29 protein-coding genes, 2 tRNA genes and 2 pseudogenes are annotated in these 26162 nt (G+C 48.5%); 19 read left to right on the top strand and 14 right to left on the bottom strand.

The window, feature by feature from the left end; genetic code table 11:
- Positions 1-222 precede the first annotated feature (222 nt).
- From trpS to NNO08_RS06840, 3 genes are all read left to right on the top strand, one after another.
- A complete protein-coding gene (gene trpS, locus NNO08_RS06850) occupies positions 223-1227 on the top strand; it encodes a tryptophan--tRNA ligase (protein WP_271456409.1) in 1005 nt (334 codons plus the stop codon).
- A gap of 391 nt (positions 1228-1618) precedes the next feature.
- Positions 1619-2356 carry an SDR family oxidoreductase gene (locus NNO08_RS06845; RefSeq protein WP_271456408.1) on the top strand — a complete coding sequence of 246 codons (738 nt, stop codon included), beginning with the start codon at positions 1619-1621 and terminating at the stop codon, positions 2354-2356.
- 118 nt (positions 2357-2474) lie between these two features.
- A complete protein-coding gene (locus tag NNO08_RS06840) occupies positions 2475-2957 on the top strand; it encodes a glutathione peroxidase (protein WP_271456407.1) in 483 nt (160 codons plus the stop codon).
- Between the two features lie 88 nt (positions 2958-3045).
- On the opposite strand, the gene NNO08_RS06835 is transcribed toward NNO08_RS06840, so the two are convergent.
- Together NNO08_RS06835 and NNO08_RS06830 are read right to left on the bottom strand one after the other, a co-directional pair.
- On the bottom strand, positions 3046-3354 hold the full coding sequence (locus NNO08_RS06835) for an AzlD family protein (RefSeq protein ID WP_271456406.1): 309 nt from the start codon (positions 3352-3354) through the stop codon (positions 3046-3048).
- Entirely contained in the window at positions 3351-4058 is a 708-nt protein-coding gene (locus tag NNO08_RS06830; protein ID WP_271456405.1) for an AzlC family ABC transporter permease, read from the bottom strand. Before NNO08_RS06830 ends, NNO08_RS06835 begins: the two co-directional genes overlap by 4 nt.
- A gap of 124 nt (positions 4059-4182) precedes the next feature.
- Here NNO08_RS06830 and NNO08_RS06825 point away from each other — a divergent pair, with 124 nt between their 5' ends.
- Positions 4183-5055, top strand: a complete 873-nt coding sequence (locus tag NNO08_RS06825; RefSeq protein WP_271456404.1) for a LysR family transcriptional regulator — start codon at positions 4183-4185, stop codon at positions 5053-5055.
- Between the two features lie 179 nt (positions 5056-5234).
- Here the strand turns inward: NNO08_RS06825 and NNO08_RS06820 are convergent, their stop codons facing one another.
- Entirely contained in the window at positions 5235-5609 is a 375-nt protein-coding gene (locus tag NNO08_RS06820; protein WP_442870772.1) for a winged helix-turn-helix transcriptional regulator, read from the bottom strand.
- Between the two features lie 400 nt (positions 5610-6009).
- Here NNO08_RS06820 and NNO08_RS06815 point away from each other — a divergent pair, with 400 nt between their 5' ends.
- Positions 6010-6987 (top strand): zinc-dependent alcohol dehydrogenase family protein, encoded by a 978-nt coding sequence (locus NNO08_RS06815; RefSeq protein ID WP_271456403.1) that lies wholly within the window; start codon positions 6010-6012, stop codon positions 6985-6987.
- 300 nt (positions 6988-7287) lie between these two features.
- Here the strand turns inward: NNO08_RS06815 and NNO08_RS06810 are convergent, their stop codons facing one another.
- Together NNO08_RS06810 and NNO08_RS06805 are read right to left on the bottom strand one after the other, a co-directional pair.
- Positions 7288-8181 carry a dihydrodipicolinate synthase family protein gene (locus NNO08_RS06810; RefSeq protein WP_271456402.1) on the bottom strand — a complete coding sequence of 298 codons (894 nt, stop codon included), beginning with the start codon at positions 8179-8181 and terminating at the stop codon, positions 7288-7290.
- 50 nt (positions 8182-8231) lie between these two features.
- Positions 8232-9122 (bottom strand): DMT family transporter, encoded by an 891-nt coding sequence (locus tag NNO08_RS06805; protein WP_271456401.1) that lies wholly within the window; start codon positions 9120-9122, stop codon positions 8232-8234.
- 103 nt (positions 9123-9225) lie between these two features.
- On the opposite strand from NNO08_RS06805, the gene NNO08_RS06800 reads away from it, so the two are divergent.
- From NNO08_RS06800 to NNO08_RS06795, 3 genes are all read left to right on the top strand, one after another.
- Entirely contained in the window at positions 9226-10560 is a 1335-nt protein-coding gene (locus NNO08_RS06800) for an aminotransferase-like domain-containing protein (protein ID WP_271456400.1), read from the top strand.
- 234 nt (positions 10561-10794) lie between these two features.
- Positions 10795-11007, top strand: a complete 213-nt coding sequence (locus NNO08_RS23100; protein WP_442870775.1) for a hypothetical protein — start codon at positions 10795-10797, stop codon at positions 11005-11007.
- 301 nt (positions 11008-11308) lie between these two features.
- A complete protein-coding gene (locus tag NNO08_RS06795; protein ID WP_271456399.1) occupies positions 11309-11767 on the top strand; it encodes a hypothetical protein in 459 nt (152 codons plus the stop codon).
- Between the two features lie 326 nt (positions 11768-12093).
- Here the strand turns inward: NNO08_RS06795 and NNO08_RS06790 are convergent, their stop codons facing one another.
- Both NNO08_RS06790 and NNO08_RS06785 read right to left on the bottom strand, forming a co-directional pair.
- Complete coding sequence (locus NNO08_RS06790) at positions 12094-12675, bottom strand: GNAT family N-acetyltransferase (protein ID WP_271456398.1); 582 nt, start codon at positions 12673-12675, stop codon at positions 12094-12096.
- Positions 12676-12895: 220 nt separating this feature from the next.
- A complete protein-coding gene (locus NNO08_RS06785) occupies positions 12896-13366 on the bottom strand; it encodes a GNAT family N-acetyltransferase (protein ID WP_271440597.1) in 471 nt (156 codons plus the stop codon).
- A 199-nt stretch (positions 13367-13565) separates the two neighbouring features.
- Here NNO08_RS06785 and NNO08_RS06780 point away from each other — a divergent pair, with 199 nt between their 5' ends.
- The gene (locus NNO08_RS06780) at positions 13566-13910 is read left to right on the top strand and encodes a DUF1294 domain-containing protein (RefSeq protein ID WP_271456397.1); all 345 of its coding nucleotides are present in this window, start codon (positions 13566-13568) and stop codon (positions 13908-13910) included.
- 128 nt (positions 13911-14038) lie between these two features.
- Entirely contained in the window at positions 14039-14899 is an 861-nt protein-coding gene (locus NNO08_RS06775) for a DMT family transporter (RefSeq protein WP_442870771.1), read from the top strand.
- 395 nt (positions 14900-15294) lie between these two features.
- On the opposite strand, the gene NNO08_RS06770 is transcribed toward NNO08_RS06775, so the two are convergent.
- Positions 15295-15516, bottom strand: a complete 222-nt coding sequence (locus tag NNO08_RS06770) for a hypothetical protein (RefSeq protein ID WP_271440600.1) — start codon at positions 15514-15516, stop codon at positions 15295-15297.
- Positions 15517-15613: 97 nt separating this feature from the next.
- On the opposite strand from NNO08_RS06770, the gene NNO08_RS06765 reads away from it, so the two are divergent.
- A complete protein-coding gene (locus tag NNO08_RS06765; protein WP_271440601.1) occupies positions 15614-16126 on the top strand; it encodes a GNAT family N-acetyltransferase in 513 nt (170 codons plus the stop codon).
- A 381-nt stretch (positions 16127-16507) separates the two neighbouring features.
- On the opposite strand, the gene NNO08_RS06760 is transcribed toward NNO08_RS06765, so the two are convergent.
- A complete protein-coding gene (locus NNO08_RS06760; RefSeq protein WP_271456395.1) occupies positions 16508-17707 on the bottom strand; it encodes an RES family NAD+ phosphorylase in 1200 nt (399 codons plus the stop codon).
- Between the two features lie 155 nt (positions 17708-17862).
- Between NNO08_RS06760 and NNO08_RS06755 the strand changes: the two are divergent.
- Positions 17863-18181 (top strand): annotated as a pseudogene (locus NNO08_RS06755) (integrase core domain-containing protein); the annotation flags it as partial.
- 190 nt (positions 18182-18371) lie between these two features.
- Positions 18372-18983, top strand: a complete 612-nt coding sequence (locus NNO08_RS06750; protein WP_271456394.1) for a hypothetical protein — start codon at positions 18372-18374, stop codon at positions 18981-18983.
- 136 nt (positions 18984-19119) lie between these two features.
- Here the strand turns inward: NNO08_RS06750 and NNO08_RS06745 are convergent, their stop codons facing one another.
- A complete protein-coding gene (locus NNO08_RS06745; RefSeq protein ID WP_202038756.1) occupies positions 19120-19668 on the bottom strand; it encodes an AAA family ATPase in 549 nt (182 codons plus the stop codon).
- Positions 19669-19931: 263 nt separating this feature from the next.
- Between NNO08_RS06745 and NNO08_RS06740 the strand changes: the two genes are divergently transcribed.
- The 5 genes and pseudogenes from NNO08_RS06740 to NNO08_RS06720 all read left to right on the top strand — a co-directional run bounded on the left by NNO08_RS06740 (position 19932) and on the right by NNO08_RS06720 (position 21444).
- Complete coding sequence (locus NNO08_RS06740) at positions 19932-20264, top strand: EmrE family multidrug efflux SMR transporter (protein ID WP_271456393.1); 333 nt, start codon at positions 19932-19934, stop codon at positions 20262-20264.
- 33 nt (positions 20265-20297) lie between these two features.
- Positions 20298-20846, top strand: coding sequence for a GNAT family N-acetyltransferase (locus tag NNO08_RS06735; protein WP_271456392.1), 549 nt, complete (start codon positions 20298-20300; stop codon positions 20844-20846).
- 16 nt (positions 20847-20862) lie between these two features.
- Positions 20863-21089 (top strand): annotated as a pseudogene (locus NNO08_RS06730) (glutathione peroxidase); the annotation flags it as partial.
- A 198-nt stretch (positions 21090-21287) separates the two neighbouring features.
- Positions 21288-21364: transfer RNA gene (locus NNO08_RS06725), tRNA-Val, on the top strand.
- Positions 21365-21367: 3 nt separating this feature from the next.
- Positions 21368-21444 (top strand) — tRNA-Val (locus NNO08_RS06720).
- Between the two features lie 67 nt (positions 21445-21511).
- Here NNO08_RS06720 and NNO08_RS06715 read toward each other — a convergent pair.
- Positions 21512-22309, bottom strand: coding sequence for an MBL fold metallo-hydrolase (locus NNO08_RS06715; RefSeq protein ID WP_271456391.1), 798 nt, complete (start codon positions 22307-22309; stop codon positions 21512-21514).
- A 248-nt stretch (positions 22310-22557) separates the two neighbouring features.
- On the opposite strand from NNO08_RS06715, the gene NNO08_RS06710 reads away from it, so the two are divergent.
- Positions 22558-23298 carry a substrate-binding domain-containing protein gene (locus NNO08_RS06710; RefSeq protein WP_271456390.1) on the top strand — a complete coding sequence of 247 codons (741 nt, stop codon included), beginning with the start codon at positions 22558-22560 and terminating at the stop codon, positions 23296-23298.
- Here the strand turns inward: NNO08_RS06710 and NNO08_RS06705 are convergent.
- Genes NNO08_RS06705 through NNO08_RS06695 form a run of 3 tightly spaced genes read right to left on the bottom strand, consistent with a single transcriptional unit; the run spans position 23267 to position 26062 of the window.
- Positions 23267-24019, bottom strand: coding sequence for an ABC transporter ATP-binding protein (locus NNO08_RS06705; RefSeq protein WP_271456389.1), 753 nt, complete (start codon positions 24017-24019; stop codon positions 23267-23269). The genes NNO08_RS06710 and NNO08_RS06705 overlap by 32 nt on opposite strands.
- Positions 24016-25020 carry a FecCD family ABC transporter permease gene (locus NNO08_RS06700; RefSeq protein ID WP_271456388.1) on the bottom strand — a complete coding sequence of 335 codons (1005 nt, stop codon included), beginning with the start codon at positions 25018-25020 and terminating at the stop codon, positions 24016-24018. The genes NNO08_RS06705 and NNO08_RS06700 overlap by 4 nt, the downstream gene beginning before the upstream one ends.
- Entirely contained in the window at positions 25007-26062 is a 1056-nt protein-coding gene (locus NNO08_RS06695; protein ID WP_271456387.1) for an ABC transporter substrate-binding protein, read from the bottom strand. Before NNO08_RS06695 ends, NNO08_RS06700 begins: the two co-directional genes overlap by 14 nt.
- Between the last annotated feature and the right edge of the window lie 100 nt (positions 26063-26162).

Raw genomic sequence — 26162 nt, 5'->3', positions numbered from 1 at the left:
TTGCCCACCCCGACCGGGCAGAGCATTACTTTACCTCAGCGCCTGGCAGTGATATGTTGATCAGATGAATATAAAACACGATTGCAACGGTTTTAATCACCAGCGTTGGTGGCTGCCTTCTTAAAGGCGGTCAGAATGTGTTTATCCATTTTTAAATAACCGCCGAAAGGCGGTTATTTGCATTTTGAGACCCCTTTCGGTTTTATGCTTAAGGAGTCTTCTATGTACAACAAATCCATCATCCTTACCGGCGACCGTCCTACTGGGCCATTGCATCTTGGCCACTATGTAGGTTCCCTGCGCCAACGCGCGATACTGCAACACGATTATCAGCAGTTTGTTCTGGTCGCAGACCTGCAAGGTCTGACCGATAACGGCAGCAATCCACAAAAGATCCAAGATAACATACCCGAAGTGCTGGCCGATTATCTCGCTGCAGGTATTGATCCCTCACTCACCACCTTTTGTTTACAATCGGCACTACCTGCCCTTGCCGAACTCACCGCACTGTATATGAATATCGTTACTGTGGCTCGCGTCGAGCGTAACCCAACGGTCAAAAATGAAATTGCGCAAAAAGGTTTCGCCCGTTCGCTGCCGGTCGGTTTCCTGGTTTACCCGATCAGCCAGGCAGCAGATATTACGGCGTTCAAAGCCAGCCTGGTACCCGTCGGCGACGATCAGTTGCCGATGATCGAGCAAACTAATGAAATCGTACACAAGATGAATAGCCTGTTACCGGCCCCCGTTTTGCATCATTGTAAAGCTATGTTAAGCGAAACCAGCCGTCTTCCGGGTATTGACGGCAACGCCAAGATGTCGAAATCACTTGGCAATACGCTGCTCCTGTCGGCAAGTGAAGAGACTATCCATCGCGCCGTCGGCGCAATGTACACAGATCCTAGCCACCTAAAAGTATCCGATCCGGGGCAAATTGAGGGCAATGTTGTGTTCACCTATCTGGATGCTTTTCATCCGGACAAGGCCAAAGTCGCAGAAATGAAAGCGCATTATCAGCAAGGAGGATTGGGTGATCGGGCATGTAAAAATGAGCTGGAGATGTGCCTGCAAGAACTCATCGCGCCAATGCGTGAGCGTCGGGCAACCTATATTCAGGATAAAGGTATGCTGATGGCGATGCTTAAAAAAGGAAGCGAGCGGGTCTACGACATCACGCAGCAAACGCTAAGAGAAGTAAAACAAGGATTGGGGCTGTCGGTATTTTAATCTGGATTGATGTCCCACCCGGCGGAAAATAACCACCGGGTGGGATGACTCTTTTTGCCCCGCATGTTACCCACATCACGCGGAACATGAAGCTGTGATTAAATGCTATCCAGCTGATTGTAAATATCGAATTCAGTCATTTACATGCCCGACGCCTGGCACCATTCGCAGGACTGGTTGAAAGCAACGACCAGGATGAGCCCCCTTCATGCCTCCTCCCCGTCAGTATGCATTTTGCTTAAATCTGATTTGCGCCCTTTTTGAGAGCGATAAAACGTATGCAAACCGCTATTTATGTCCCGCGTAAATGGCACTAACGGGAAGATGTGACCCCGTATCACCATGCTATATATCCAGCGACACAAACTCATCACGAAAGGGAAGCATCGTTATGTTGAAAGGCAAAAGAGCCGTTATCACCGGCGGCGGCGGAGGATTTGGTCAGGCGTTGTGCGTTTGGTTGGCACGAGAAGGCGTCAACGTGGATTTTTCTGCCCGGCGGGTTGAGGATATTCAAAAAACCTGCAGCATCATCGCCACTGAAGGTGGTGTTGCAACAGGGTATCTGTGTGATTTAACCCAGACTGAATCTATTTCTCAGTTTGCTTCACAACTTTTAGATATAGACGGGTCCATCGACATTCTAATCCTCAATGCTGCTCAGTGGTTGTCAGGGACCATAGATGAACATCTGGACTCAGAAATCTTCAACACCGTCAGCTCAGGCCTGACAGGTTCAATTCTACTCACACAGGCATTACTTCCAGGATTAAGGCGTTCAGACAGTGCTGACATCGTCTCGATTATATCAGTATGCGGCATTCCGAATTTTACGGATTCAATTGCCCATCCCGCTTTTTTTGCCAGTAAACACGGGATGAGTGGTTTTACAACTAAACTGTCGAAACAGTTATCCAAAGAAAATATACGGGTAACCGGGTTATACCCACCGGATTTTGAATTGACCGGGTTAGATCCTCTTGTCGACACTCAATCCAGAATGGGAGAGCATCTAATGAATGGGCGTTCTGTCTGGGAAACAATTCGTTTTGCGCTGACTCAACCGCGTAGTTGCCATATTAGTACCCTTTACTTTCAAGGACCCACTCGCGAAGATTTGGAGCATTAGGGACGGAATCTGACAGCACTAAACCGAGCGGACTCACCTCCGCTTCTCACTTGCCCCAGCAGCACCGTGCTGTATGGCTATGCCGATGTCTAACAGGTCCCGCTCTGAGGAGTTCGCTATGACCACCTTTTATCAACTGACAGCCACCAGCCTGTACGGTCAGCGCATCCCTATGGCTGACTATGCTGGCAAGCTGGTTCTGGTGGTAAATACCGCCAGCCATTGTGGCTTCACGCCACAATACGCAGGTCTGGAAGCGCTTTACAAAAAGTACGCAGCCCAGGGACTGATGGTCCTTGGCTTCCCCTGCAACCAGTTCGGTAAGCAGGAACCCGGCAACGCCGACGAAATCGCGCAGACCTGCCACGTCAACTACGGTGTAAGCTTCCCGATGTTTGAAAAAGTGGAGGTTAACGGTGCCGCTACGCATCCGGTATTTCGTTATCTAAAAGATGAATTGCCCGGCATACTGGGGGGACGGATAAAATGGAACTTCACAAAATTCCTTATCGGACGCGATGGCAAGCCGCTAAAGCGTTTTGCTCCGTTCACTACCCCTGCGAAAATGGAAACCGTCATCCTGGCTGCACTTGAAATCTAGGTATTCTTGTCATTTGAACCTTCAGCCTGGTGCCAAAAGCGGACCTTACCGTAATGAAGTCAGTCAGGAAAACATTCGTTAGAACGGTTTAACAAAACCTGACCAGCGCTGAAACGACAATTCCAAAAGCGATCGCAAGCAAAGGTTTTTTAAAAACCAGCATTAAAATAGCGGTGGTCAATAATGCCATCTGAGCACCTTTGTCGCCGGTAAGAGCCACGGGGGCTAAAATCGCAACGAGAACGGAGCCTGACATGCCCTGAATAAAGGCTTTTATTCTGTTATTAAAAGGAACAAAAGACATAACCCAGACGCCCCCCCATCGGGTAGCAAGAGTGACCAGGGCCATAATAATGATAATAATCAGAGGCCCAAAACCTACCGTCTCAATACTCATTTTTTATCTCTCATGATGATTCCAGCGATGCCTCCGGCGAGGGCTCCGGCGATCACGTGGCTATTTTCTGGTAACCCTTTATACGCTATCAGCGAAGCCCCGGCCGCTACGGCCCAGATACAAAGCATCCTTAGATTTCTTTCTCCTTCGAACACCATGGAAAGGAGAAAACATCCCATGACCATGTCGAGTCCATAGCGTTTAGGCTCATGTATAGCATTACCGAAATAAAGCCCTACCAGAGTCCCTGCAACCCAAAAAAGCCATAACGCAAGACCGCCGCCAAAGAGCAATCCAAGTCCTGCTTTTCCCCTGCCGAATGCCTGGATGGACATAGCCCAATTAGCATCGGATGCAACCATCATGATTCCGTAGCGTTTAGCGGGTGTTAAAGAGCGCAGCCACGGGTATAAAGTTGCTCCCATCAACAGATGCCGGGCATTAATGGCAAAGACGGTGGCTATTAGCGTTAATACAGGAACATGAGACGTCCAAAGCTCTAACGTAGCGAATTGCGCATAACCGGCAAAAACCAGCAAACTCATCATTGTTGCGGTTATCTGGTCCAGTCCTTTCTGCGATGCAGCCAGGCCAAAGGCAGCACCAAAAACAGCGACAAAAAGTGACACCGGGATAAGTTGCCGAAAACCAGCCCATACAAGCGAATGATTTAGTTGAGATAAATCAGATTCGTGATACGTCATCTGGGGCCTCATGCTCTTCCTCTCAGTCATGTTAAACAGAGCGCCACTATGACAGCGTTGTGAAATCACTAAAAACGCATAATAATTGATGTTAATATTTGATTATCGAATACAAGGATCAACGGTGCATTATCAAGACCTCCAGATGGACTGGCTCAAATGTTTTGTTGCGGTAGTAGACGCGGGGTCGCTTTCGGCAGCGGCACCTGAGGTTCATCGCTCGCAGTCTGCGGTCAGCATGCAACTCAAGAAGCTGGAATCCGCATTAGGATGTCAGCTTTTACTTCGCGGTCCTCGGCAGCATCAACTCACCTCTGAGGGACAAAAACTGTTGGGATATGCCCGAAGGATGCTCGACCTTCATGCTGAAACGCAGGCAGCATTCCACGGTAAGGAATTAACAGGGCGTATTCGTCTGGGGGTTCCTGATGATTATGCAGCAAAATACCTTACACCTGCGCTGAAGAGATTTGCGCCTAACTTTGGATCGGTCGAGATCGAACTGAGCTGTGAGCAATCAACATCACTCATTCCTCGCGTTGAGAGCGGCGATCTCGATTTGGCCCTGGTTTCCCGGGAACATCCCAGCCAGGGCTCGTTATTGTTTTATGAACCCATGGTGTGGGTAGGTTCTCCGCAATTTGAAGTGTGGAGGCGAGATCCATTACCTATTGCGGTATATGAAAGCACGAGCCTTGCTAAGCGTAGCGCTATCAATGCATTAGCATTACAGGGTCGGCGATATAAGGTGGTGTATAACAGCTCCAGTCTGTCGGGACAGATTACAGCAGTAGAAAGTGGCCTGGCTGTTGCCGTTCTCACCCAGTGCAGCGTACCCCCCCACTTGCAAGTTCTTGGCAGTGAACATCTTTTGGGACCCCTTGAACCGATGGAAGTCGCCTTGTTCAGAAGTCGTGCTTCTCAGAGTTCTTCAGCTGTGGATAGCCTGTATGATTTGCTAATCAGGACATTAAGGGTAAGAAAAGTTGAAAACTGAGACGATTTATCAGGTGCCTCAACGTCCGCTTCTCGCTGTGAGTTCAACGGGTCGATGTCTGGTACACAATTACTGCATAACAGGCGGCCTCATGCCAAAAGCGGGCCGTCGCTATTCAGTTTTCTTCAAAAAGCAGGTTGGGAACACATCAACGTTACACAACCATTCGCCAAAGTAGGTTACTTAGGCGAGACTCGGGTACACTGAAAATTGTCGCCCCAGTCGCGCATCGCAAGTAAAACGGGTTTTAACGAGACGCCTAGCGGCGTGAGTTCATACTCCACTCTCGGAGGCACTTCAGCATATACGGTACGGCTGATGATTCCATCTGCCTCCAGTTCGCGTAGTTGTAAAGTAATCATACGGCGAGTGGCGGTATCAATGAGCTTACACAGCTGGTTAAAGCGCTGTTTCCCATCAAGCAAATGAAAAAGGATTATCGGTTTCCACAATCCGCCAATAACCCCAAGTGTGACCTCAACAGAACATCCGGTGCGCCGAGTGTTGTGCTGGCGGGGCATTTTTTTATCCGAAAGCTCATCAGTATCATTCATGTAACTTAGTCTCAAAATTGTGCGTACTTGATAGGTTAATACCTGGCAGTATAATAGATTTACTGCGTTATGGAACGGGTATATTTAATGTAGTCCTGGCTATCATTATAAAAATGCCAAAACTAATACTCTTCGAATATTGGGAGGCGATGTTTGCACGTTCAATATTTGAAACAAAAGGCGTGATCGATCAATATTTATTACTTAAACGCGTGGCTGAATTAGTGGATAGTGATGTTATTCAGACTATTCAGGGTTAACGCTTCGGTAATATAAATGCAGATAACTTGCGTAAAGCCCATAAAAAATAGAAAAGGATAGGATGATCGGAATAATTGTTCTTGAGAACTTTTAACTCATCTCCCCTTTTTATGAATATCAGATTAATTAAGGTCAATCTATGAAATGTTATAAATTAACCGGTCATTCCAGCCCTGCACTGAAACTTGAAACCGTCGCGGCCAGCGCACCAGGCGCAGGACAAGTTGCCATTGCCATTAAGGCAGTTTCCTTAAACTACCGTGACCTGATCGTCACCGAACATGCCAAAGATAGCGTTCCCGTCTCTGATGGAGCCGGTGTGATTGTTGAAGTGGGTGAAGGCGTGACGGATTATCAGGTGGGTGACCGCGTCGTCATTGGCTTTATGCCAGACTGGGTAGAGGGCAGTTATTCAGAGGCGAAGAAAGCTTCTTCTCTGGGAGGTCCCGGCGTTGATGGCGTCTTAACCGAGCGCTTTATTGTCTCAACATCCGGTATTTGCCGCATTCCCGATAGCCTCTCTTTTGAAGAGGCGGCTACCCTACCTTGTGCCGCGGTTACCGCATGGTCTGCGCTGTTTGAGCATAGTACGCTGGCCCCAGGAAGTACGGTGCTGCTCCAGGGGACCGGCGGCGTCTCCATCTTTGCCCTGCAAATGGCCAAGCTGGCAGGCTGCCGGGTTATCATCACCTCCAGTTCTGATGAAAAACTGGCTCGTGCCCGCGAACTGGGCGCCGATGAGACTATCAACTACAGAAAGACGCCAGAATGGGCCGATGAAGTGCTGAAACTGACTAACGGCCAGGGTGTAGATCTTGCGGTTGACGTGACCGGACCCGCAACGTTGAATTTAACGACCAGGGCTACGCGCTTTGGCGGTCGCATCTCGCTGATTGGCGTACTCTCCGGGTACAACGGCACGATTGATCTCGGCATTCTGGAAAAACGCATTACGCTGCAAGGTATCTATGTTGGGCCAGTATCAACGCTCGAAAAAGTCGTTCGTTCTGGTATCACGCCCTACGTCGATCAGGTATTTACCTTTGAAGAAGCCGAATTAGCTTATCAGACACTGAAGGGAAGCCAGCATTTCGGCAAGGTGGTAATCCGATTCTGATGGAGCCACGAACGGTATATTGCCATCTGGACAGGAGATGAAAGAGTGGGTCACTCCTGTCTGGCTTCACAAGGGACAACCATACTTAATTCTCCCACATTGCAGGAAATTTGATTATTACTGATGGGATGAATATTCATGTGCGGAAGAATTGTGTCAGCCCCCCTTCCCCCAATGCCATCAACTCAGCGTCTTCCGCGATACGCTTCAAAAGGTTACTCATCCTAATACCTGTACTCAGATTTTCTAACCTGTCATTTTGAGATGTCAGCCGCCCTACACTGGACGAATTTCGTGGTATCACGCCAGGAAGCTGAGCTGCTCCAGTGTAGATTCGAGGGCGGCCATTTCTTTTCCGATAAGTGTTTGAAGCGGGAAAGGCAGGCAGGGAGAGTGAACGGTTCCCTGGATCTCCGCGATACTGGCGATCACCCGTAAACTGCCATGACGACGATAGAATACCCACAGTGGTTCGAGTGCCCGATCCAGCAAGCGAGCTTCTGTTGTATTCCCACTTAACGCAGCCTTAGTCAGGTTCATTGCATAATGGGGAAATAGCCCGCCCAGCACCGAGTACCAGATATCACAGCCCACGAGCAAGCCCGTAGTTGACTGAGCATCTCCACTGATCCCAAGCGTCACCCCCCGGGCTATCTGGCTTTTCAAATGTTCAACATGTTGAATAGCCTGTACTGGATCGGCAGGAAACTCCCCAAGTTTGATGGAACCGACGTTGTCCAGATACGACAGGGCTATCAGTAGGTCATCGCTGAAATCGAATCTCGTCGTCGCAGCATTATCGTAGATGCAAAGCGGAACAGATAATTCTGCCGTCACGCGTTCATACAGACGGAAAACTTCTGTGTCGTTGAGTGGCTGATAGGATACAGGAGCAAGTAATACGCCACTGACGCCTGCCTGCTGAGCGTCTTCTGCCAGCCTCATGACATCATCGGTACGAACTGCACCAATACTGGTTATCACCGGGATACTCCCCGCCGCATTGACGGCCAGTTTTGTGACAGACCGGCGTTGTTCATGGGTTAAATAGGCATAGCTGCCCGTAGACCCCAGAGCACCAATAGAGTCCACGCCAGCCTCTGCCAGATGTTCAATCAGATGAGTCAATCTGCTTTCATCAATCTCACCGTTAACCAGCGGAGTCAGAGGGAAAGCGCTCAGACCAGTAAACATAATGATTCCTTCGTCAAAATAGACCAGGTCAACGCTGACCTGGCAATGTTTTATCGGGAAAACTTACGAGAGCCCATCACGCATAGAATGACGCCAAGCGTAACGAATACCATGAGGGGGCTGACGGCCTCGTTCAGCAATGTGGCTGACAGGCCGAGCCCGAAGAATGGCTGAAGGAGCTGTAGTTGGCCGACGGCAGCAATCCCGCCTGCCGCAAGCCCTTTGTACCAAAAAATAAAGCCAACCAGCATACTGAACAGGGAGACATAGCCCAGGGCTATCCAGGCAGAAATGCCGATGCCGGTGAATGTGGCGGGCATTGTTGCAAACGACGCGAGCAACATGAACGGTAGAGAAAGGATCAGCGACCAGCTGATGACCTGCCATCCTCCCAGGACACGAGTGAGTTTTGCGCCTTCGGCATAACCCAAGCCACAGGCCAGTACCGCTGCAAGCATGAGAAGATCGCCGGTTAGTGAAATCGCAGCACTTTGCGATAGGGCAAATCCCATCACGAGCAGGCTACCCAGCACAGAAAAAAACCAGAAGGCCATTTTCGGACGTTCACCACCGCACAGGACACCAAAAATCGCCGTGGTCAGCGGAAGCAGTCCAAGAAAAACGATAGAGTGCGCAGAAGTCACGTGCTGTAACGCCATCGCTGTCAGCAACGGAAAACCAATAATGACGCCCAGAGATACGATAATGAGTGAACCGACCTGGGAGGTTTGGGGGCGTCCCTCACGAAAGCTGTAAATCAGCAACATGACAAACACACCGGCAATCGAAGCTCTCGCAAATGTCAGGAAAAAGGGGTCCATATCGAGAACGGCAATACGCGTCGCGGGAAGCGAACCACTAAAAATTAGCACCCCAATAAAACCGTTGAGCCACCCGGAAACTGAACCGGGTTCTGTTTTATCTGCCACTGTAGTTGTCACAAGGACCTCACTGTTGTTTTTCGCTCGCAGGCTTGAGCGTTAGTGAGGCGGATGGTACGCTGGGGAAATCAATACAATCAAATTATTGTCATGGATACATTTGATGAAAGCACGCTATAAATCGATTGTGGACAGGTTCGCAGAGAGGATCCGTAACGGGGAAATTCCTTCTGGTACGCGTTTACCTACGCATAGAGCACTCTCAGCGCAGGAGCGTATATCTTTGGCTACTGCAACACGGGTTTATAGCGAGCTGGAAGCGATGGGACTGGTCAGTGGCGAAACGGGTAGAGGAACCTTTGTCAGAGAAATCTCGTTGCCCACCGGTCACGGGATTGATCAGCATGCGGTGGCAACGGATGTGCTTGACCTGAATTTTAACTATCCATCGCTCCCTGGACAGGGGGAGCGACTACGTGATGCCCTTCGGCAGATTGCGGTCTCAGGGGATATAGAGTCCCATCTGCGTTACCAGCCACATGCAGGCAGGATGACTGAACGGGAGATTATCGCGGCTCACATTGCAGGGCCGGGGTTCCAGCCTGAAGCTGAAAATGTGGTGATAGTGAACGGGGCGCAGCACGGACTGACCATTACTGTGCTGGGCATGCTGCGACCAGGCGATGTTGTGGCCATTGATGCCCTCACCTATCCCGGTTTTAAAGTACTGGCAGAGTTATATCATCTGGAGCTCATTGCCATACCCGCTTTAACGGATGGCCCGGATTTATCTGTACTGGAGGAGTTGTGCCAGAAAAGACATGTCAGAGCTGTCTATACCATGCCGACATTGCATAACCCCCTTGGCTGGGTTCTCAACCACCATCAGCGAAAGAAAATAGCCGACATTGCAAGAACCTATGATCTTCTCATTATTGAAGATACCGCATATAGCTATCTGATCCGCAGACCGCCACCGCCCATTGCCTTTTATGCACCTGAACGTACCGTTTATCTCACGGGATTTTCAAAGAATGTCGCGACAGGATTGAGGGTAGGCGCTGTTATTTTCCCTGAATCGTACCGGCCAGCACTGGAGAGGGCTGTGAGGGCGACCACCTGGAATACACCTTCAATAATGACAACGCTGGTGTGTAACTGGATACAGGATGGCACGGTTTCACGGTTTGAAACCCTGAAGAGGCGAGATGCGCGCCAACGGCAAGCAGTATTAAGAACCACGTTTGAGGATATTCCCTGCATTGCACATCCGAGCTCATACTTTGCCTGGCTACCGTTACCGGATGAGGCAAGAGCGGACCGGATAGCAAGGAATTTGATGGACTGCAATATTTCAGTTTCAACCGCAGAACCCTTCAGCACATCGTTGGTTGTTCCGCAGGCACTCAGGATTGCTCTTGGATCGGTAACAATTGAAGACTTACAAAAAGCGTTGCTTAAAGTCCGGGAAACGGTGGAGTACGAGCAATATCGTTAACCTGTAGTTCATTTAGTGGCATGTCTGCTTTTCGCTCAACGCGGCGGTCAGATGTTTCGCACTACAGATTGTGCATCATCAGCGGAACAATCTAGGAAGGACAGAATCACTTCAAAGTTCGAGCAGGATAAAATTTAATCTTACCCCTATATCTAGTGGTAGCGGCGTGAAAGTTATTCATCTATTCTGCCTACATCAGCGAGCGGACCGGTGTCACTCTTTGCGGATAATCCAATACTCCAGAAACCCATCATTACACTTATTCTCCTCTGGCAGTTAATAGATGAATTCAGGACAAAGAAACAAAAACATTCTGAACCCGCCATTGAAGAACCTGATTCCAGAGAACGCCATGAATGGCACTATCTCAAATGGGGATTCCGGGCAATACAAGTGGTAGCGGCGGTGTATATCTTAGTTCAGCTGATTCAGTTATTACTGAGATAAATACCATAGTTCTGGACAGAAACACCGGATTGTCCAGGCTGACAGTGGTTGAGCTTCAGTGGTAGCAGATGAGAATGTCCTCTGTGCGCCAAATATAGTCATTCGCCCCCAGAGTCACTTCATATTGTATTTTCACATAAACTTATCGAGGTTCAATATGCCTATACCCTTCATGCCTATATTAATAGGCAGTATCATCAACGCTATCCCGGTATTAGTGTTGTATTTTGTCGTCAGCAAGAATATTAAACGACTGGTCCCATTAGTCCTCCTGTCAATCATCTACTCAGTGGGGAATTCCGTGTATTGGATTTCTAACCACGTTGACCTGACGCTGATTATCACGTTTACCATCTTAGTAATCGCCGGTGTGGTTTGTCTTGCCTCTATACTCAGACGTGAAGGGAATAGACTGAAGTCATGGTTTATTGCAAGTAGCGCTCTTATTCTATGTTCGATTATTCCATTCGTAAGGCTGCGATTGTTTCTGGAACAAATCTCACCTACGTTTTTTTATCCGTTAGTAACAGTATTATTGGCTGTGGCTGTTCTTTCATTAGCATTCGCCCGAGGTCTTGGTGGGCCATTGACTAACGGGGCTGCATATCCAAACGGAAATTCATCTAAGGTTTATGCTACCCGGACAGAAATAGATACGGATTTAGCCATCAAAGGCAGGTCTGTGTTGTCAGATACAAATCTGGATGAAGTCGAGCGAGCAAGATACCGTAAAGCCCTGGACGAGAGAGACAACGGATAACACAAGCGTTCAGTCGTCACGTTAACAGCGTGGCGATTTTCATATCAGCTAACCTGCCGCCCGTTTTTCGTACACAATACTGACAATAACGTCCACAGATCGCTCACAGCGGACCCGACAACCGACTGATTGGCCCGCTTCACACCATGAGCAGGCGTTAGTAACGCCCTCCCTACATCAATTGGAAGAGCGCAGATCAATCTCTTCCCGCCAGCAAAAGAGTGACCGTGGTGTTCCGTTTGAGGCCTGGCGTTCAAAGGCGTCGATTGAGAGGTAAAACAAATAATATCCCTTACCTCCTGTCGGCAATTCTTCGAAAATTTTTCTTATCGGTGACCGGAAAGGCGGCGCTCAAGGTTGGTCTGAACCTGCGGCCACTCATCATCGATTATGCTGTACCGTATGGAGGTACGCTTTCGACCATCAGGCATAATTCGTTCATTTCTGATGATACCTTCCTGGACCGCACCAATACGGAGAATGGCAGCCTGAGAGCGCTCATTCAATACATCAGTCGTAAACTGAACGCGAACACACTTCAGTTGCTCAAAGGCATATCGCAGCAGTAACAGTTTACTCTCGGTATTTGCAGCTGTTTTTTGCCAGCTTTGTGAATACCAGGTGTGACCAATTTCGAGCTTTCGGTTTTCGCGATCAATCTTCCAGAAACGCGTTGACCCAATGACACGTTGGTCGGATGAGAGCGTTACAGCAAACGGCATGACGGTGCCTTCAGCCTGCCCCTTCAGGGCTTTCTGAATGTACGAATCAGCAGTGTCAGCGGATGGAACGACCGTAAATGGCAGAGACCAAAGTTCCCCATCTTCAGCCGCATCAATCAATAGCGGAGCATCCGTCTTAAGCAGAGGACGGAGCGTTACAAGAGCCCCTTGTAAAGTAGGCGTCATATTTGTGGCCTCACAGTTCTTTTGTGTAGATGGATTGGGCTGCATAATCTTGTACCGAATGACTTACTATGCTCCGTTTGCATTTAATAATCGACTCATTAAGGGGCTATTACCTGCTCACCGTTTATAATACATGGCAATATAAGTAATTCCCCCGTGCGTGACTCACTTCCACTATTCGCTCACTACGGACCGTGCCGGGTAGGAATCAGCCGGTGTTCTATTGTTTCGCCAAATATTTCCGCATCAGTGCATTTTGTAGTGTCACGCCACGACACACAGGGAAACCTCGTTCCACGACATGAAAGCCGTGCCGTAGGAAGAATGCTTCCGCAGCCTTACTGACATTTGAAGTAAGTTCACCCATTCCACGTTCTCTGGCTTCTTCATGAATACGGTCCATCAGTAGCGTCCCTACGCCCTGTCTCGGGTAGGCTCCCGAGACATAGAAATGGTCAATGTACCCATTGGGCTGAACATCCGCATATCCAGCTATTTCACCCTCCACTTCAACAACAAAGGGACGTAGTGCCCTCATGCGATTGGTCCAGTGGTCCGGGTCGATATCTGATGGGGCCCAGGCAGCTATTTGTTCATGTGTGTAGTAGTGGGATGCGAGGGTATGTACAGAAGATAAAAATACGCTGAATAACGAAATTTCATCTCCATTTCTGAACCTTCTGATTTTCATATAACCTCGTTATGAGTGTGGCTGGTAGAACAATATCATTACTTTTCATAATGTTCTATTTTCCAGGCTGACCATGCGATCCCGACATTTTCTGCATCGAGATCTTGATAACCCTGGCTTCTGAGAATCTCATGTCCATTTATCGGTGTCGGTTCTGGGTTAAGATAACCGCCTCTCCGTTCTGGCTGTGGTTAATGATATGAATCTCAATCGCTGTTGTTATTTGCTACTGATCTGCGCTGCGATCGGTAGCCTTTTTGCCCCACATCCGTTGCTAATATGGGGCCTGCTCGCCAATATATTGACGCTGGCGATTTACGGCGTGGATAAAATGGCAGCGCGTAAGGCCTGGCGCAGAGTGCCGGAATCCACATTGCTGGTATTTGGCGTTGTGGGCGGATGGGCTGGCGCTATTGTCGGGCAACAACTCTTTCGCCATAAAACACAAAAGCAGCCCTTCAAAACTTACTTCGTCATCAGTGTGATATTAAGTGCCTCCGCTATGGTGGCCGTGTATCAATTCTTTCCATTCTCACTTTCCTGAACATCACTTAGGGATAGCGCCCGCACCTTGCGCAACCTTGGCGTGTTGGATTATAACCAAAAGCATCGTTAGCATGCCTGTCCTGATGTACGCACTCTATACTCAGCAACAGATCGTCAACATTAAGGATGGGTATGAAAAAGCTGTTGCTGGTTCTCTTGGTGTTAACTGCATTCGCAGCCAATTCTATCCTCTGTCGTATTGCCTTAAAGAATGGATATTCGGACCCTGAGACGTTCAGCGTGCTGAGATTACTCGGTGGTGCAGTAATGCTGTTTATCTGGCATATAGCCCTGGGAAAACTGAAAGACATACGCTGGAAAATCATCGATGCCCTGTTGCTGTGTGCCTATGTATTATTCTTCTCAATCGCGTATGTTCAGCTCAATACCGCAACAGGCGCATTACTGCTATTTGGCGCGGTGCAGATCTGCATGATTAGCTGGGGATTAATTAAAGGCGAAACACTTAGCGGATACAAAGCCACCGGGATCGTCATTGCCATTGGGGGAATCATTATGCTGCTGCTCCCCGGCGCAACCGCTCCCCCTTTTATACCTGCCCTGACGATGGTTGCTTCAGGCCTGGCATGGGGAGCTTACTCTGTGCGAGGGAAAAACATTCTCTCTCCTGCCGGGACGACTGCGGGAAATTTCATTCTGAGCCTTCCGGTTATTCTCATTCTGAGTCTGGTACGACAGGAACCCGTGCATACTGACGCCAACGGCGTCATCCTTGCCCTGCTCTCCGGCGGACTGGCTTCTGGTGTGGCTTACGTACTTTGGTATCAACTTGTTGCCAGTATGTCTTCCGCAACCGCCAGCACACTTCAGTTGAGCGTGCCCTGTATTGCTGCGGTAGGTGGGGTGCTATTTCTTGGCGAATTGCCTGATTTGAGAATTCTGGTATGCACACTGATCGTTCTGGCTGGCATAGCCATTGTTATTTCATCCGATCGAACACAGAGTAAGAAATCAGCACGGGGATAACATTGAGGAGTCGCAGCACTGTGCTTCGGTGTTGGTGTTTTGACTCCCCCCTACATGCACCCTGTCACACCCTTTGCGCGATAATCAACTTGCTTAATTACTCTGCGATTACACAGGAAAAAACAATCAACCTAAAACTCAAATACATACATATAAATCAGTAAGATAAAAAATTGCAGTGACAGTTAATAGCGGGTTATAGCAGCTATTAATGTGTCCCTTTTCATGTCCCTGCCCTTAGAAATGCCCCCAAATTTGCCCCCAAAAACTCTCCCATCCATCTGTTAAGGTCATATCAATGGTGCCCCTCAGCTCCACGCCTGGCGCGGAGTAAACGCATCCGTGTAAGTGCACAATTTTCCTATGCCACTAAAGCAGCGAGTTCCCATCGACATTCAGTCAGCTTTATACGCCAGCCACTCGCGCCAGACATTCTCAGGATCAATATCGCGGTAGCCGCGCTCTCTGATTATATCCTCAGCTGCTTCGGCCGACAGGCGGATGGCTGTAGCGCCATCTCGGATAGACTCAACCTCATCGCGGATCAATTCCCGCCCCATGTCCTGTTCTTTATCAATCAGGACAACGATCAACGCAGGGATAAAAACAATCTTCATACTGATAAGCCTCTGAAATATTCGCATACCACTGTATCACTGACAATTTTGATATAGTTCAGTAATCGTTAATTTATTACCAGGACGGGTATCATTCATGTCATTACAAATCCGTGAAGCCACACCGGCCGACGCGATGTTGCTTAATGCGCTGGGTTACCGCATCTACCGCGCACACTTCGAACATCTGTGGGAGTCTGAGTCTGAACTGGAAGCTTTTTTAGCAAGCGAATTTTCTCTGGACGAGCTGGAACAGAGCCTGAAAGAGCAAGCGGTTTGTTGGTATGTTGCAGAGACCGATAGGCCAATTGGTTTTGCGAAAGTGACCTATGAAAGCAGCATCCCTGATACGAATATATCAGGGATGCTGCTTAACAAACTCTATCTTGATCCTGCTGACACCCATAAAGGTTACGGTCAGGTCATGTTTGACACCGTCAAAGAGCTGGCCCGGGCCAGGGGGAAAGACTTTGTATGGCTGGAGGTTCTTGAACAGAACGAACGCGCCTGTAATTTCTACCGCAAACAGGGCATGACCTTAATTAAAAGCGACTATTTCAAAACTGCTTCACAGCAGAGCGTCATCAGGATCATGGGGATCACTGTCTAGCGTGTGACCGGCCGCTCCGTGCCATGAGCGGAACTTTGTGTCTTGAGTTCATCTAAATACAACGGAAAATGGCTTAACCAAAAGGATACGAGCTGACCTTCTTTGACTCACCCAAGAAATATACAGTAAAGCCACTGCACATATTTAAAGCTCAGAAGGTTGCTATGGCTGAGAAACGCAGAACCATTGCTGATAACGGAGTATCTTCGCGTATGACCCCTACGATAAGATTTTTCATTTTCATTGAAAGGGTACCTATCATGACCAGCCGTGAGCATATCACTTCTATATAGGTACTCAAATCCAGTGTGCCACTTCCATCAAAAAATCTTAAAGACATTTCTGAGAGAGATTGCTGATCGCCCAGAGGGGTCCAGAGGCTTAACTAATTTCATTTGATATTGCATTTATCTGAGTTACCTGGTAAAAAGTTACTTGCTTATTGCTTTCAAATGCAACATGGTAATTGTTGACCGAAGAAGTAATATCTTGATCGTTTGAAGACTCACCAAAAATAACATAATTCATACCGCCTTTTAGCTGCGATGAACCGAAGATAATCCCATCGAACATCCCTTTATTGTAGTTCCGAATAGTTTCCGCAAACATTTGTGTCTCTATATAGCTAGTGTCGGTCGCTCTAAATGGTTTTGAAATCAGTTCATGGAGTTCTCCCAGTATGTATCTATTTTTAACATACTGATCTTCTTTAGGATTTTCGAGGATATTGGCATCTATGTGCCGCATGTTAGCTAGAAGGGTGAAATCAAAAAATTTAAGTTTCCTAGTATTCGTAAAAACACCAACTGCAATAATATCACTGACATAGGGGCGAAGTTCAGCAATTGCTGTCTCATGATCACCAGCAGTATACATGAACGAAATCCCTGGTGGGCTCATTCGGCTATTAGTTGCGAAATAATTTGGTGGAGCAGACAGTTCTTTCTCTGGAGTTGATGTGATAGAACTTCTGTGGAGCTCATCTTTTACTAAACGCGCGCGAAAAAAATTATGCCCTTCATCGATAGTTGTTAGTGCAGCGTTGAAAATCTCGTTTTTTTCCATTCTATATACGCAAGATCCAATCAGACTCTCATAAAATCTAGAGGCTTCAATATGCGTAAAACGCCGCGCATGCTTTAGATCATTTGCCAATGCATTCCATTTTTTGATAGCTTCATTTTTGCATTTTTCGATGAAAACTTCATCAACGGTGCTTCTGTACTTTCCGTCAAGTTTAAAAAAAGTGTTATCTTTTTGGCAAAGTAAAATTGACAGCTTATCGAGCACATTGGAATTATCGTATGTAAATCGTTTCAAGACCTCCTTTATTGAAGATGTACCCGGATGACAAACATCTATTAATTCGTAGTGGTTTTTTAGTTTTCTCGTTAAAGTAAACAAAAAATCCTCAAGAAGGATACCGCTCAATTTTGTTTTAGAACAGATCAGACAAATTTTTTCCTCATAGAAATCACTATTTTTAGTGTTGAAATAGTATGATTTTTGATTGCACTCTGCGCAGATTACACCAACAGAAGATTTAATCTCATCAACTCTTCTTTCATGTTCGCTTATCATAAAATCCAATCTGCTACTACTCATACGGAAAAAAATTCTCTTAGGTTCAAAGAAGTAATATCTTAAGCGTTTTCGCCATGATGTCCATATCTGCGATCAGCAGGAGAGACGATGATTATATGTTGTTAGATGGTTAAGCCTAAATGCTATGCGACTATCCGCTGAAGATGCGGATGGACAATGGACCAGAATTAGTCTCACTGGCTCTGGCGCAGTGGGCCGAAGAGCATGGCGTGATGCTCGAATTTATCAAGCCGGGTAAGCCTACACAAAATGCTTTTATCGAACGGTTCAACAGGACATACAGGACATAAATTCTGGATTTTTACCTGTTCAGAACACTGAATGAAGCACGGGAAATTACCCAGCGCTGGCTGATGGAATATAACAACGAGCGGCCTCACGAATCCCTGAACAACCTGACGCAGGAAGAGTACCGGCTGATGGGTGATCTCAAAAAATGCATGGAACTAAAACAGGTGTGCTTACATAAGGTTGTCAGGGCTGCAACAGCAGCCCTGTGCCATAAACGAACGTTGCTTACGCTTCATTTGACCTGCTTTGGCTGGTTAATCATACTATGTTGTCAGAGCCAAATTTTTATATAATTTTAATGTGACAAACCGTCATCATCACTCATCTAATATAAACAAAAAGGGAATGTATGATTCATAACCACCTTGATGCTGAAAAGCAGTGTAAACGTGCCATGTATCATGAGCTAGGGCATTGGCTGATGGGACGTAACGTTGGCTTCGATGTTGGAAGTATAACAATTGAGAAATCTAACTTTGGTGTTTACGGCAACTCGGAGATTAATCCCTCACCTAAAACAAAACTAGATAGTACCAATGCCATATATGAACATTTGTTTAACCGGGTATGCATACTCAATGCCGGAGTGATTGCGGATATTCTTTGGCACAAAAAATATGAACCGGAAATCGACAGTAAAAATGACACCTGCTTTTTTTACAATAATGGCGTAATGGATAAAACTGCTATAACAGACAAAGGAAAAATAGAAGAACTACTTCCCATTATGAACAGTATAGTTAACACTCCGGCTCAAGATAAAAAATTACTGAAGGAACAAATGGATGCAATACAAAAACAAGCTTGGGATAGCTCTCTGTGTTTTTTACAAAATAATAAAGATTTGGAATTCATGGGTAACGAATTAATTAAGGAGTTCGAAAAGTTGGGGAAGCAACAGTTCACAACTGAATATCTAATTAAGTTACAAGAGAATTCAAGGGCAAGTGAAAGCCTCTAATGTCCGCACTTCGCTCACAGCGGACCTTCAGATCCGTTAGTTAGTCCACTCCGTGCCAGGAACGGAAGTTGTATATTCACTGGAATGCGACAGATTCGGGTATGGTGATTCGTCATTACGCGTAGTTGATATTTTATCAACGTACTATCCTGGAAAGGATAAAATCCACACGATCCTCTACAGAAACACATGGCAATTCAATCAACTGATAATCATACGTACGGTATGTTTTCACCATTGCCTGATATGTCGCTATGGCGATATCGAAAGATTGTTTACGCTCTGTATCCTGTACATATATGTCACGCCAGGGTGGTGCAATAAATACAGTTCGGTTATAGCGAAATTTCTCGATGGCATTTTCCAAATGCCTCGGTATGGTAAGTTCAGAAAGGCTTAAATAACCTACAACATCAGGAACACCACGGTCGAATAAGCATGGTTGTGTTTGCCCTTCAGCTTCGTGCCACGAACGCATTTCCCAGGATAGCATGAGCTCTGCAAATGCAGTCTGGTTGGCCCACGGTAATGCATTGCCACCTATGTTCACCTGATCTTGTATAACGCCTCTTCCCGCTTCTTTAGAGCACCAAAACCCTCGTTTTTTAATCGTATCAATTATCGTGCTTTTGCCTGACCCTGGACCACCTGTAAGAATGAAACGATGTTGAAAAGCTGAAGACATTGAACCCTCCTATACATTTATAGACGCGATAAAGCAGCAATACTGATGGCGCACGTTTCACGAGTTGCCAGATTACTTGTTGACGGTTTTACTAGCTATATTTTATATCCCCATTGAATATCTGCTCCCGCTCAAAGCGAACCTTGCAGTGCTTCGCCAGATGCCATGAAACGGACGTTTCAGTAGTCGTTCGGGCTGTTTTCAAACTCACCCACCCCTTTGTGCTACGATATTTGCTTTAGATTGTCACATAGGATCAGATTTTGAATTCATACATTTTCCTTGCCGGGGCCATCGTAGCTGAAGTCATAGGTACAACCCTGATGAAGTTCTCTGACGGATTCACACGCCTATGGCCATCTGTAGCAACTATTGTGTGCTACTGCACAGCCTTTTATCTTCTCTCCCAGACTCTGTCGACCATTCCGACGGGTATTGCGTACGCAATTTGGTCAGGTGCTGGAATCGTATTAATCAGCCTTTTGGGCTGGTTGGTCAGTGGGCAAAAACTTGATTTTCCAGCGATCGCAGGCATGCTTCTTATTTGTGCTGGGGTTCTGGTTATTAATATTTTTTCAAAATCCACCCCACATTGATTCTCTTATCTTGCTCAAGTAGGAAAAGCGCATATGAAAATACCAAAACTCCATACGGAACGCTTGCTGTTAAAACCATTAGAAGCCGAAGATGCCTCGCAGATTCAGGTGCTTTATCCACGCTGGGAGATAGTTCGCTATATGGTTTCCTCAGTACCCTGGCCCTATCCTGATAACGGTGCGGAGAATTACGTCAATAACGTTGCCCTGCCTGATATGGAAAAAGGGATTGCGTGGATCTGGACTATCAGACTCCGTGATGCCCCTGACGCACTCATAGGTTTAATTTGCCTTTATGACGTTGAGGATAATAACCGTGGATTTTGGTTAGATCCGGAATATCAGGGGCAGGGTTTTATGCGTGAGGCCAGTAATGTCGCTACGGATTACTGGTTTAATACGTTAAATAAGACGGTTTTGCGTGCGCCGAAAGCATCTCTCAATATCCGTTCCAAACGTATATCAGACAGTAGCGGCATGCGGCTTATCAAGACGGAAAAAAAAGAGTATGTCAGCGGGTTGCTGGATTCTGAACTTTGGGAAATCACGCGCGACGAATGGAACGCTCGTCAGGTTGGTTAATATAAATGATGGAATGTACAGTGTGGGCTTCCCGATGTTTGAGAAAGTGGAAGTCAACGGTGTCGCTACGCACTCGGTATTTCGTTACCTGAAAGACAAATTATCCGGCGCGCTGGGTGGGCGGATCAAGTGGAATTTTACTACGTTCCTGATCGGGCGTGACGGCAAGCCGCTCAAGCGTTTTACCCCTTCACTACCCCAGAGAAAATAGAAACCACTATCCTTACCGCGCTTAAAATCTGAGCGCCCCTGTAATTCAATCCGACCCTGCCTGCTCCAGTTCGCTGTCTGAATAAAAAACACGCTGCAAAATCAACAAAATATAATCAACTTGCTTAATTACTCTGCAATCGCGTGAAAACATGCAGAAAAATGCTAATTCCCTCTTGCCTCATTCGGTCTGTGCCGCTAATATTCGTCCCCGTTGTCACCTACAACGTTGCGTTCATAGCTCAGTTGGTTAGAGCACCACCTTGACATGGTGGGGGTCGTTGGTTCGAGTCCAATTGAACGCACCATTTGCGTCCGTAGCTCAGTTGGTTAGAGCACCACCTTGACATGGTGGGGGTCGGTGGTTCGAGTCCACTCGGACGCACCAAATCATATCCCTTTGATTTGGTGCTTTTCTACTTCGAAAATTCTCAAACATTCTCCTGAAACACACCCTATTCTTTGCGCAGACAGGCAAGATACTTCTGCACCGATCGCACCACAATCTGTCTGGCGTTGGATTTAATATCCTGACCTTCAAACGCGCCATAGAGCCGGTCGAATCTGACATCCTGCAACGCGTGCATAATGTGGATAACCGCGCTTGCCGGCAATGGCAGCATATTAGGGTAGCTCCACATAAACGACACGGCATCCGCACCGGGAGTGACCTGCAGAATATCGCCCGCGAGGATTATCCCCTCTCCATCATCAATATGCATAATACTCCCCCCCGCAAAATGTCCGCCCAGGCGTAACAACGTCACGGTAGGAAGCACTTTATGCACATCGCCTTCCCATAGCCGAATAGAGGGACTGTCACGCATAATCCACTGGCGATCGTCAGCATGCAGATAGATTGGTGCATCGAATGCTGCCGCCCAATCCTGCATCGTGGAGTAGTAGTGAGGATGCGAAATAGCAATAGCGCTCAACCCACCCAGCGCGGTGACGAGCGTCTGCGTGGCCGGGTCCAGATTCGCAATACAATCCCAGAGCACATTCCCCTGTGGGGTGCGTAGCAAAAATGCCCGCTGGTTAATGGCAAACCGTGGCACAGTCTGAATGCTCAGTAGCAAATGCTCATGCTGCTGCCATTTATTCGTATGCGTCGCGTGAAGCACGGCTGGATCGATCCATGATTGCCCGCTAACGGGAACATACTGGCGCTCATCTTCGCAGATTTTGCAATGCGTTATCGCCCCTTGCGCATCGTCATAGGACGTCCCGCAGGTCTTACACAAGATTGTCATTTGTCTTCCCCCTGCACGCATGCCCTCTTCCGTTCCCGTTCAGGATCTTTTCATTACGGTCAAAGCATAGAACAAAAAAAGATAGCGTCAGCATCCCACCGCACCCTGGATCAAATACCCCGATGAATGTGACTACGACACCAAATGATACCAGCGGAACCGCGTCACCAGATGCCTTCAAAATCCCTTGTGCAGAGCGTATCATTCATCTTCTTCGCATAACCGCCATAGCCCAGAGATCAGATTTCATGCCCTCTTCAATCACCCTCCTTGCTGCGGGAAGTTTACGACTGGCATTTACCCCACTGCTCAATCAGTTCACCCACCTTAGCGGCATTGAGGTCAACGTTGGCTATGGCCCGGCAGGGTTGCTACGCGAGCGTATTGAAGCCGGGGAACCGTGTGCACTGTTCGCCAGTGCAAATCGGGCACATCCGCAACGGCTACTGGACACACGCCAGGCCGTTTCCACGCATACACTGTGCTGGAATCAACTGGGTCTGGTCACCAACCGGCGCGGTGAATGGCTGGATTTACTTCGCGACCCGGCACTGCGTATTGGCACATCCACACCGGGTTGCGACCCTTCCGGTGATTATACCTGGGCATTATTCGACAACATGGATGCACTGGAACCGGGCCTTGGACGACAGCTTCGTGCACGCGCCCTGCCACTGGTTGGCGGCCGCGATACGCTCAGCATCCCGCCTGGTGAGTTGGCAAGCAGTTGGATTCTTCGCCAGGGGTTGGCCGATCTGTTTATTGGTTACGCGCATTATGCAAAAGCACTCGGTTCACAGTCCGATGTTCGCTACGTTGCTATTCCTGCTGCACAGAACATCTTGTGTGAATACCAACTCGCGGTGCTCGATGCTTCTGAGGAAGTGATGAGACTGGTTAAATTTATGCTTGCCCACGACGGTCAGGCGTTGCTGACCGCCGCCGGTTTCTTGCCCGTTAGCGCTGGATCGCAAACAGCGGCGCAATAAACGGAGTCTGATAGTTTTCCACACTGAATTTTCGCAATGGCAGGCCATAGGCCTGGAACAGATTGTCTTCTGTCACCACGCCGTCCGTCGGCCCTGCCAGCCATTTGCCCTCGGGAAGCAACAACAGCGTATGGGTTGCAATCTGAAAGGCGTGCAACGGATCGTGCGTCGAGAAAAGCACGCTACAGCCCTGCCGGTGTGCCAAATCGCTGATGAGCTGTAGCACGACCTGCTGATTAGCAAGATCCAGCGCTGAACATGGCTCGTCAAGCAACAGCGTCTGGCATTCCGTAACCAGAGCGCGGGCAATCATCACCAGTTGCTGCTGACCGCCAGAAAGTGAGCTAAACGATGTGGCGGCGAGATGCGCAATGTTTAGCTGTTCCAGCGCCTGCTCCGCCCGTTGTTGATCCTGACGGCTGGGCTGAGCAAACAATTTTACGTGCTGCGCCCGCCCCATCAACACCACATCGCTCACCGTATAGGGAAACGGTAGATGGCAATGCTGGGCCACAATGCCTATCCCCCCATGAACGTCAATACTCCCGCCCAGTGCGGGTCGCGTGCCCGTAAGCGTATCCAGCAGCGTGCTCTTGCCCAGACCGTTTCGCCCAAGCACCGCCCAGATCTGGCCCTGCTCACACTGAAAAGTGAGGGGGTCAAACAGTGGAGAGCGATAGCCATAGCTAAGCTGATTCACGCTGAGCGCAACAGATGTCATTGTTTCCCCCGACGACTGGTACGAATGAGTAAGAAGGCAAACAGCGGTGCGCCGAGCAACGCGGTGATGATCCCCAGCGGTATTTCCGCATGCATCAGGGTGCGGGCGATATCATCGACCGCAATCATAAAGCCGCCCCCCATCCAGAATGCACACGGGAGCAAGCGACGATGATCAACCCCCACCAGCAACCGCGCAAGATGGGGAATAACCAGCCCGACCCAGGCAATACTGCCGCTGACCGCCACCTGAGCGGCAACTAAAAACGCGCAGCACACCAGTACGCTACGCCGCAGCGGGACCACCGCCACGCCCAGCGCCTTAGCATCTTTATCATTGAGCGATAACAGATTTATCCGCCAGCGCAACTGGTACAACATCGTCGCCGCAATGGATACCGGGATCGCCAGCAGCAGGACTTTATGCCAGTTAGCCGTGGCAAAACTGCCCAGCAGCCAGAATACGATGTTCGGCAAGGTTTCTTCCGTATCAGCCTGGTATTGAATCAGGCTCACCAACGCGGCAAAAAAACCACTTAAAATAATGCCAGACAAGATCAGCACCAGCGTATTTTCCAGCCCTTGTAAGGCCGCAATGGCATACACCAGAATGAGCGCCGCCAGACCGAAGAAGAAGGTTGACCCCATCATCAGCCACGGCTCAAGGCCCAGCAGAATGGCCAGCGTCCCGCCGAAAGCCGCCCCCGAGGTTACGCCTATGATGTGCGGGTCGACCAATGGGTTGTGAAACACCCCTTGCAAGGTAGCACCACACAATCCCAGCGCGCCACCCGCCAGCAACGCCATCAGAATACGCGGTAGTCTGACCGTCCATATCACCTGACTGGCAATATCCTGCGCATCGCCAAAATGGGTGAGTTGATAAAACACTTCACGTAGCGACAGTGGATATTGTCCGAGACACAGCGAACTGCCCCCCAGCACCAACACCCCTGCTATCAGTAATGATTGCAGGGGGAAACCCCGTTTACTTAGCAGCATCAGACTGCCAGTTCACACGATAAAAACGTTGATAGTAATCCTGCGCCTGCGCATCCACGTCGACATTCTTATAGGCATCCGGGTAAAGTTTTTTGGCCATCCACAGCTCACCTATCGCCAACGCTTCCGGCATCGGATAGCCCCAGGCTTTGGCATATTCAGGCATCAACCAGACGCGATGATTTTTCACCGCATCAATGCCCTGCCAGTTAGGATCGTTTTGGATCTCGGTGACCACCTGCGGATATCGGTCCTGAACAAAAATCACCTGCGGGTTCCACGCCAGCACCTGCTCAAGCGCCACCTGACGTGCGCCTTTCACGCTGGCCGCCGCCACATTTAACCCTCCTGCATGTTGCATCATCAGGCCGGTGTATTTCCCGGAACCGTAGGTCATAAGGTCAGGGTTAGCCATATAAATGCGAACCTTTTGCGCTTCCGGTATGGCCGCCACTGGCGCATTGAATTTTGCTCGCGCCGTAAAGACGTAATTGACCAGCGTTTCCGCCTGCGTTTTACGCCCTACCACATCCGCAATCAGGCGGATCCCCTGCTTTAAGCCTTCGTTGTAGACCTGCTCTTCATCAGCCATCGTCGGGTTCATTTTATTCTGTTGCCCGGCAATATCCTGACGTAACGAGATAGCCACCACCGGGATACCCGCATTCTGAATCTGCTGGATCATCTCGGCGGGCGCATAGTTGGCGACGAACACTACCTGTGGATGAATCGCCAGCAGACTTTCGATATTCACGCTGGTCAGATCGCCAGGCGTAGGCAGCGTAGTTATTGTCGGCATAAACCGGGCAAACTCAGGCCCAAGCTGTTTTTTCCAGCTCGACATCACGCCGACGATATCCTGCGCAGCATCCAGTTGCACCAGTATATTCAGCGTCTGGTGTTGCAGAACAACCACCTTATCGACATGGTCAGGGATCGTAACCTGACGCCCAAGTTGATCGGTGATAGTGCGATCCGCCTGCGCGGACAAGGCAAAAAACATGCTGGCGCAAACCAGCACAAAAGAGCGAAGCGTTAACATAGATACCATCTGGACTGGGAAAAATTCGATATGCATTAAATTATATAACGTGATAGCTGGCAACCCATTATCGCCAGGCACGGTATACCGCCACGCGGTT

Source organism: Citrobacter sp. Igbk 17 (assembly GCF_028069775.1).
Lineage (GTDB): Bacteria > Pseudomonadota > Gammaproteobacteria > Enterobacterales > Enterobacteriaceae > Citrobacter.
Note: the sequence above shows the minus strand (reverse complement) of the source record. Positions and strands in the feature narration are given on the sequence as shown.

Excerpts from the sequence above, each read along its gene's own strand:
- trpS (WP_271456409.1), top strand. The coding sequence starts at position 223 with ATGTACAACAAATCCATCATCCTTACCGGCGACCGTCCTACTGGGCCA.
- NNO08_RS06845 (WP_271456408.1), top strand. The coding sequence starts at position 1,619 with ATGTTGAAAGGCAAAAGAGCCGTTATCACCGGCGGCGGCGGAGGATTT.
- NNO08_RS06840 (WP_271456407.1), top strand. The coding sequence starts at position 2,475 with ATGACCACCTTTTATCAACTGACAGCCACCAGCCTGTACGGTCAGCGC.
- NNO08_RS06835 (WP_271456406.1), bottom strand. The coding sequence starts at position 3,354 with ATGAGTATTGAGACGGTAGGTTTTGGGCCTCTGATTATTATCATTATT.
- NNO08_RS06830 (WP_271456405.1), bottom strand. The coding sequence starts at position 4,058 with ATGACGTATCACGAATCTGATTTATCTCAACTAAATCATTCGCTTGTA.
- NNO08_RS06820 (WP_442870772.1), bottom strand. The coding sequence starts at position 5,609 with ATGAATGATACTGATGAGCTTTCGGATAAAAAAATGCCCCGCCAGCAC.
- NNO08_RS06815 (WP_271456403.1), top strand. The coding sequence starts at position 6,010 with ATGAAATGTTATAAATTAACCGGTCATTCCAGCCCTGCACTGAAACTT.
- NNO08_RS06810 (WP_271456402.1), bottom strand. The coding sequence starts at position 8,181 with ATGTTTACTGGTCTGAGCGCTTTCCCTCTGACTCCGCTGGTTAACGGT.
- NNO08_RS06800 (WP_271456400.1), top strand. The coding sequence starts at position 9,226 with ATGAAAGCACGCTATAAATCGATTGTGGACAGGTTCGCAGAGAGGATC.
- NNO08_RS06790 (WP_271456398.1), bottom strand. The coding sequence starts at position 12,675 with ATGACGCCTACTTTACAAGGGGCTCTTGTAACGCTCCGTCCTCTGCTT.
- NNO08_RS06785 (WP_271440597.1), bottom strand. The coding sequence starts at position 13,366 with ATGAAAATCAGAAGGTTCAGAAATGGAGATGAAATTTCGTTATTCAGC.
- NNO08_RS06780 (WP_271456397.1), top strand. The coding sequence starts at position 13,566 with ATGAATCTCAATCGCTGTTGTTATTTGCTACTGATCTGCGCTGCGATC.
- NNO08_RS06775 (WP_442870771.1), top strand. The coding sequence starts at position 14,039 with ATGGGTATGAAAAAGCTGTTGCTGGTTCTCTTGGTGTTAACTGCATTC.
- NNO08_RS06770 (WP_271440600.1), bottom strand. The coding sequence starts at position 15,516 with ATGAAGATTGTTTTTATCCCTGCGTTGATCGTTGTCCTGATTGATAAA.
- NNO08_RS06765 (WP_271440601.1), top strand. The coding sequence starts at position 15,614 with ATGTCATTACAAATCCGTGAAGCCACACCGGCCGACGCGATGTTGCTT.
- NNO08_RS06760 (WP_271456395.1), bottom strand. The coding sequence starts at position 17,707 with ATGATAAGCGAACATGAAAGAAGAGTTGATGAGATTAAATCTTCTGTT.
- NNO08_RS06750 (WP_271456394.1), top strand. The coding sequence starts at position 18,372 with ATGATTCATAACCACCTTGATGCTGAAAAGCAGTGTAAACGTGCCATG.
- NNO08_RS06745 (WP_202038756.1), bottom strand. The coding sequence starts at position 19,668 with ATGTCTTCAGCTTTTCAACATCGTTTCATTCTTACAGGTGGTCCAGGG.
- NNO08_RS06735 (WP_271456392.1), top strand. The coding sequence starts at position 20,298 with ATGAAAATACCAAAACTCCATACGGAACGCTTGCTGTTAAAACCATTA.
- NNO08_RS06715 (WP_271456391.1), bottom strand. The coding sequence starts at position 22,309 with ATGACAATCTTGTGTAAGACCTGCGGGACGTCCTATGACGATGCGCAA.
- NNO08_RS06710 (WP_271456390.1), top strand. The coding sequence starts at position 22,558 with ATGCCCTCTTCAATCACCCTCCTTGCTGCGGGAAGTTTACGACTGGCA.
- NNO08_RS06705 (WP_271456389.1), bottom strand. The coding sequence starts at position 24,019 with ATGACATCTGTTGCGCTCAGCGTGAATCAGCTTAGCTATGGCTATCGC.
- NNO08_RS06700 (WP_271456388.1), bottom strand. The coding sequence starts at position 25,020 with ATGCTGCTAAGTAAACGGGGTTTCCCCCTGCAATCATTACTGATAGCA.
- NNO08_RS06695 (WP_271456387.1), bottom strand. The coding sequence starts at position 26,062 with ATGTTAACGCTTCGCTCTTTTGTGCTGGTTTGCGCCAGCATGTTTTTT.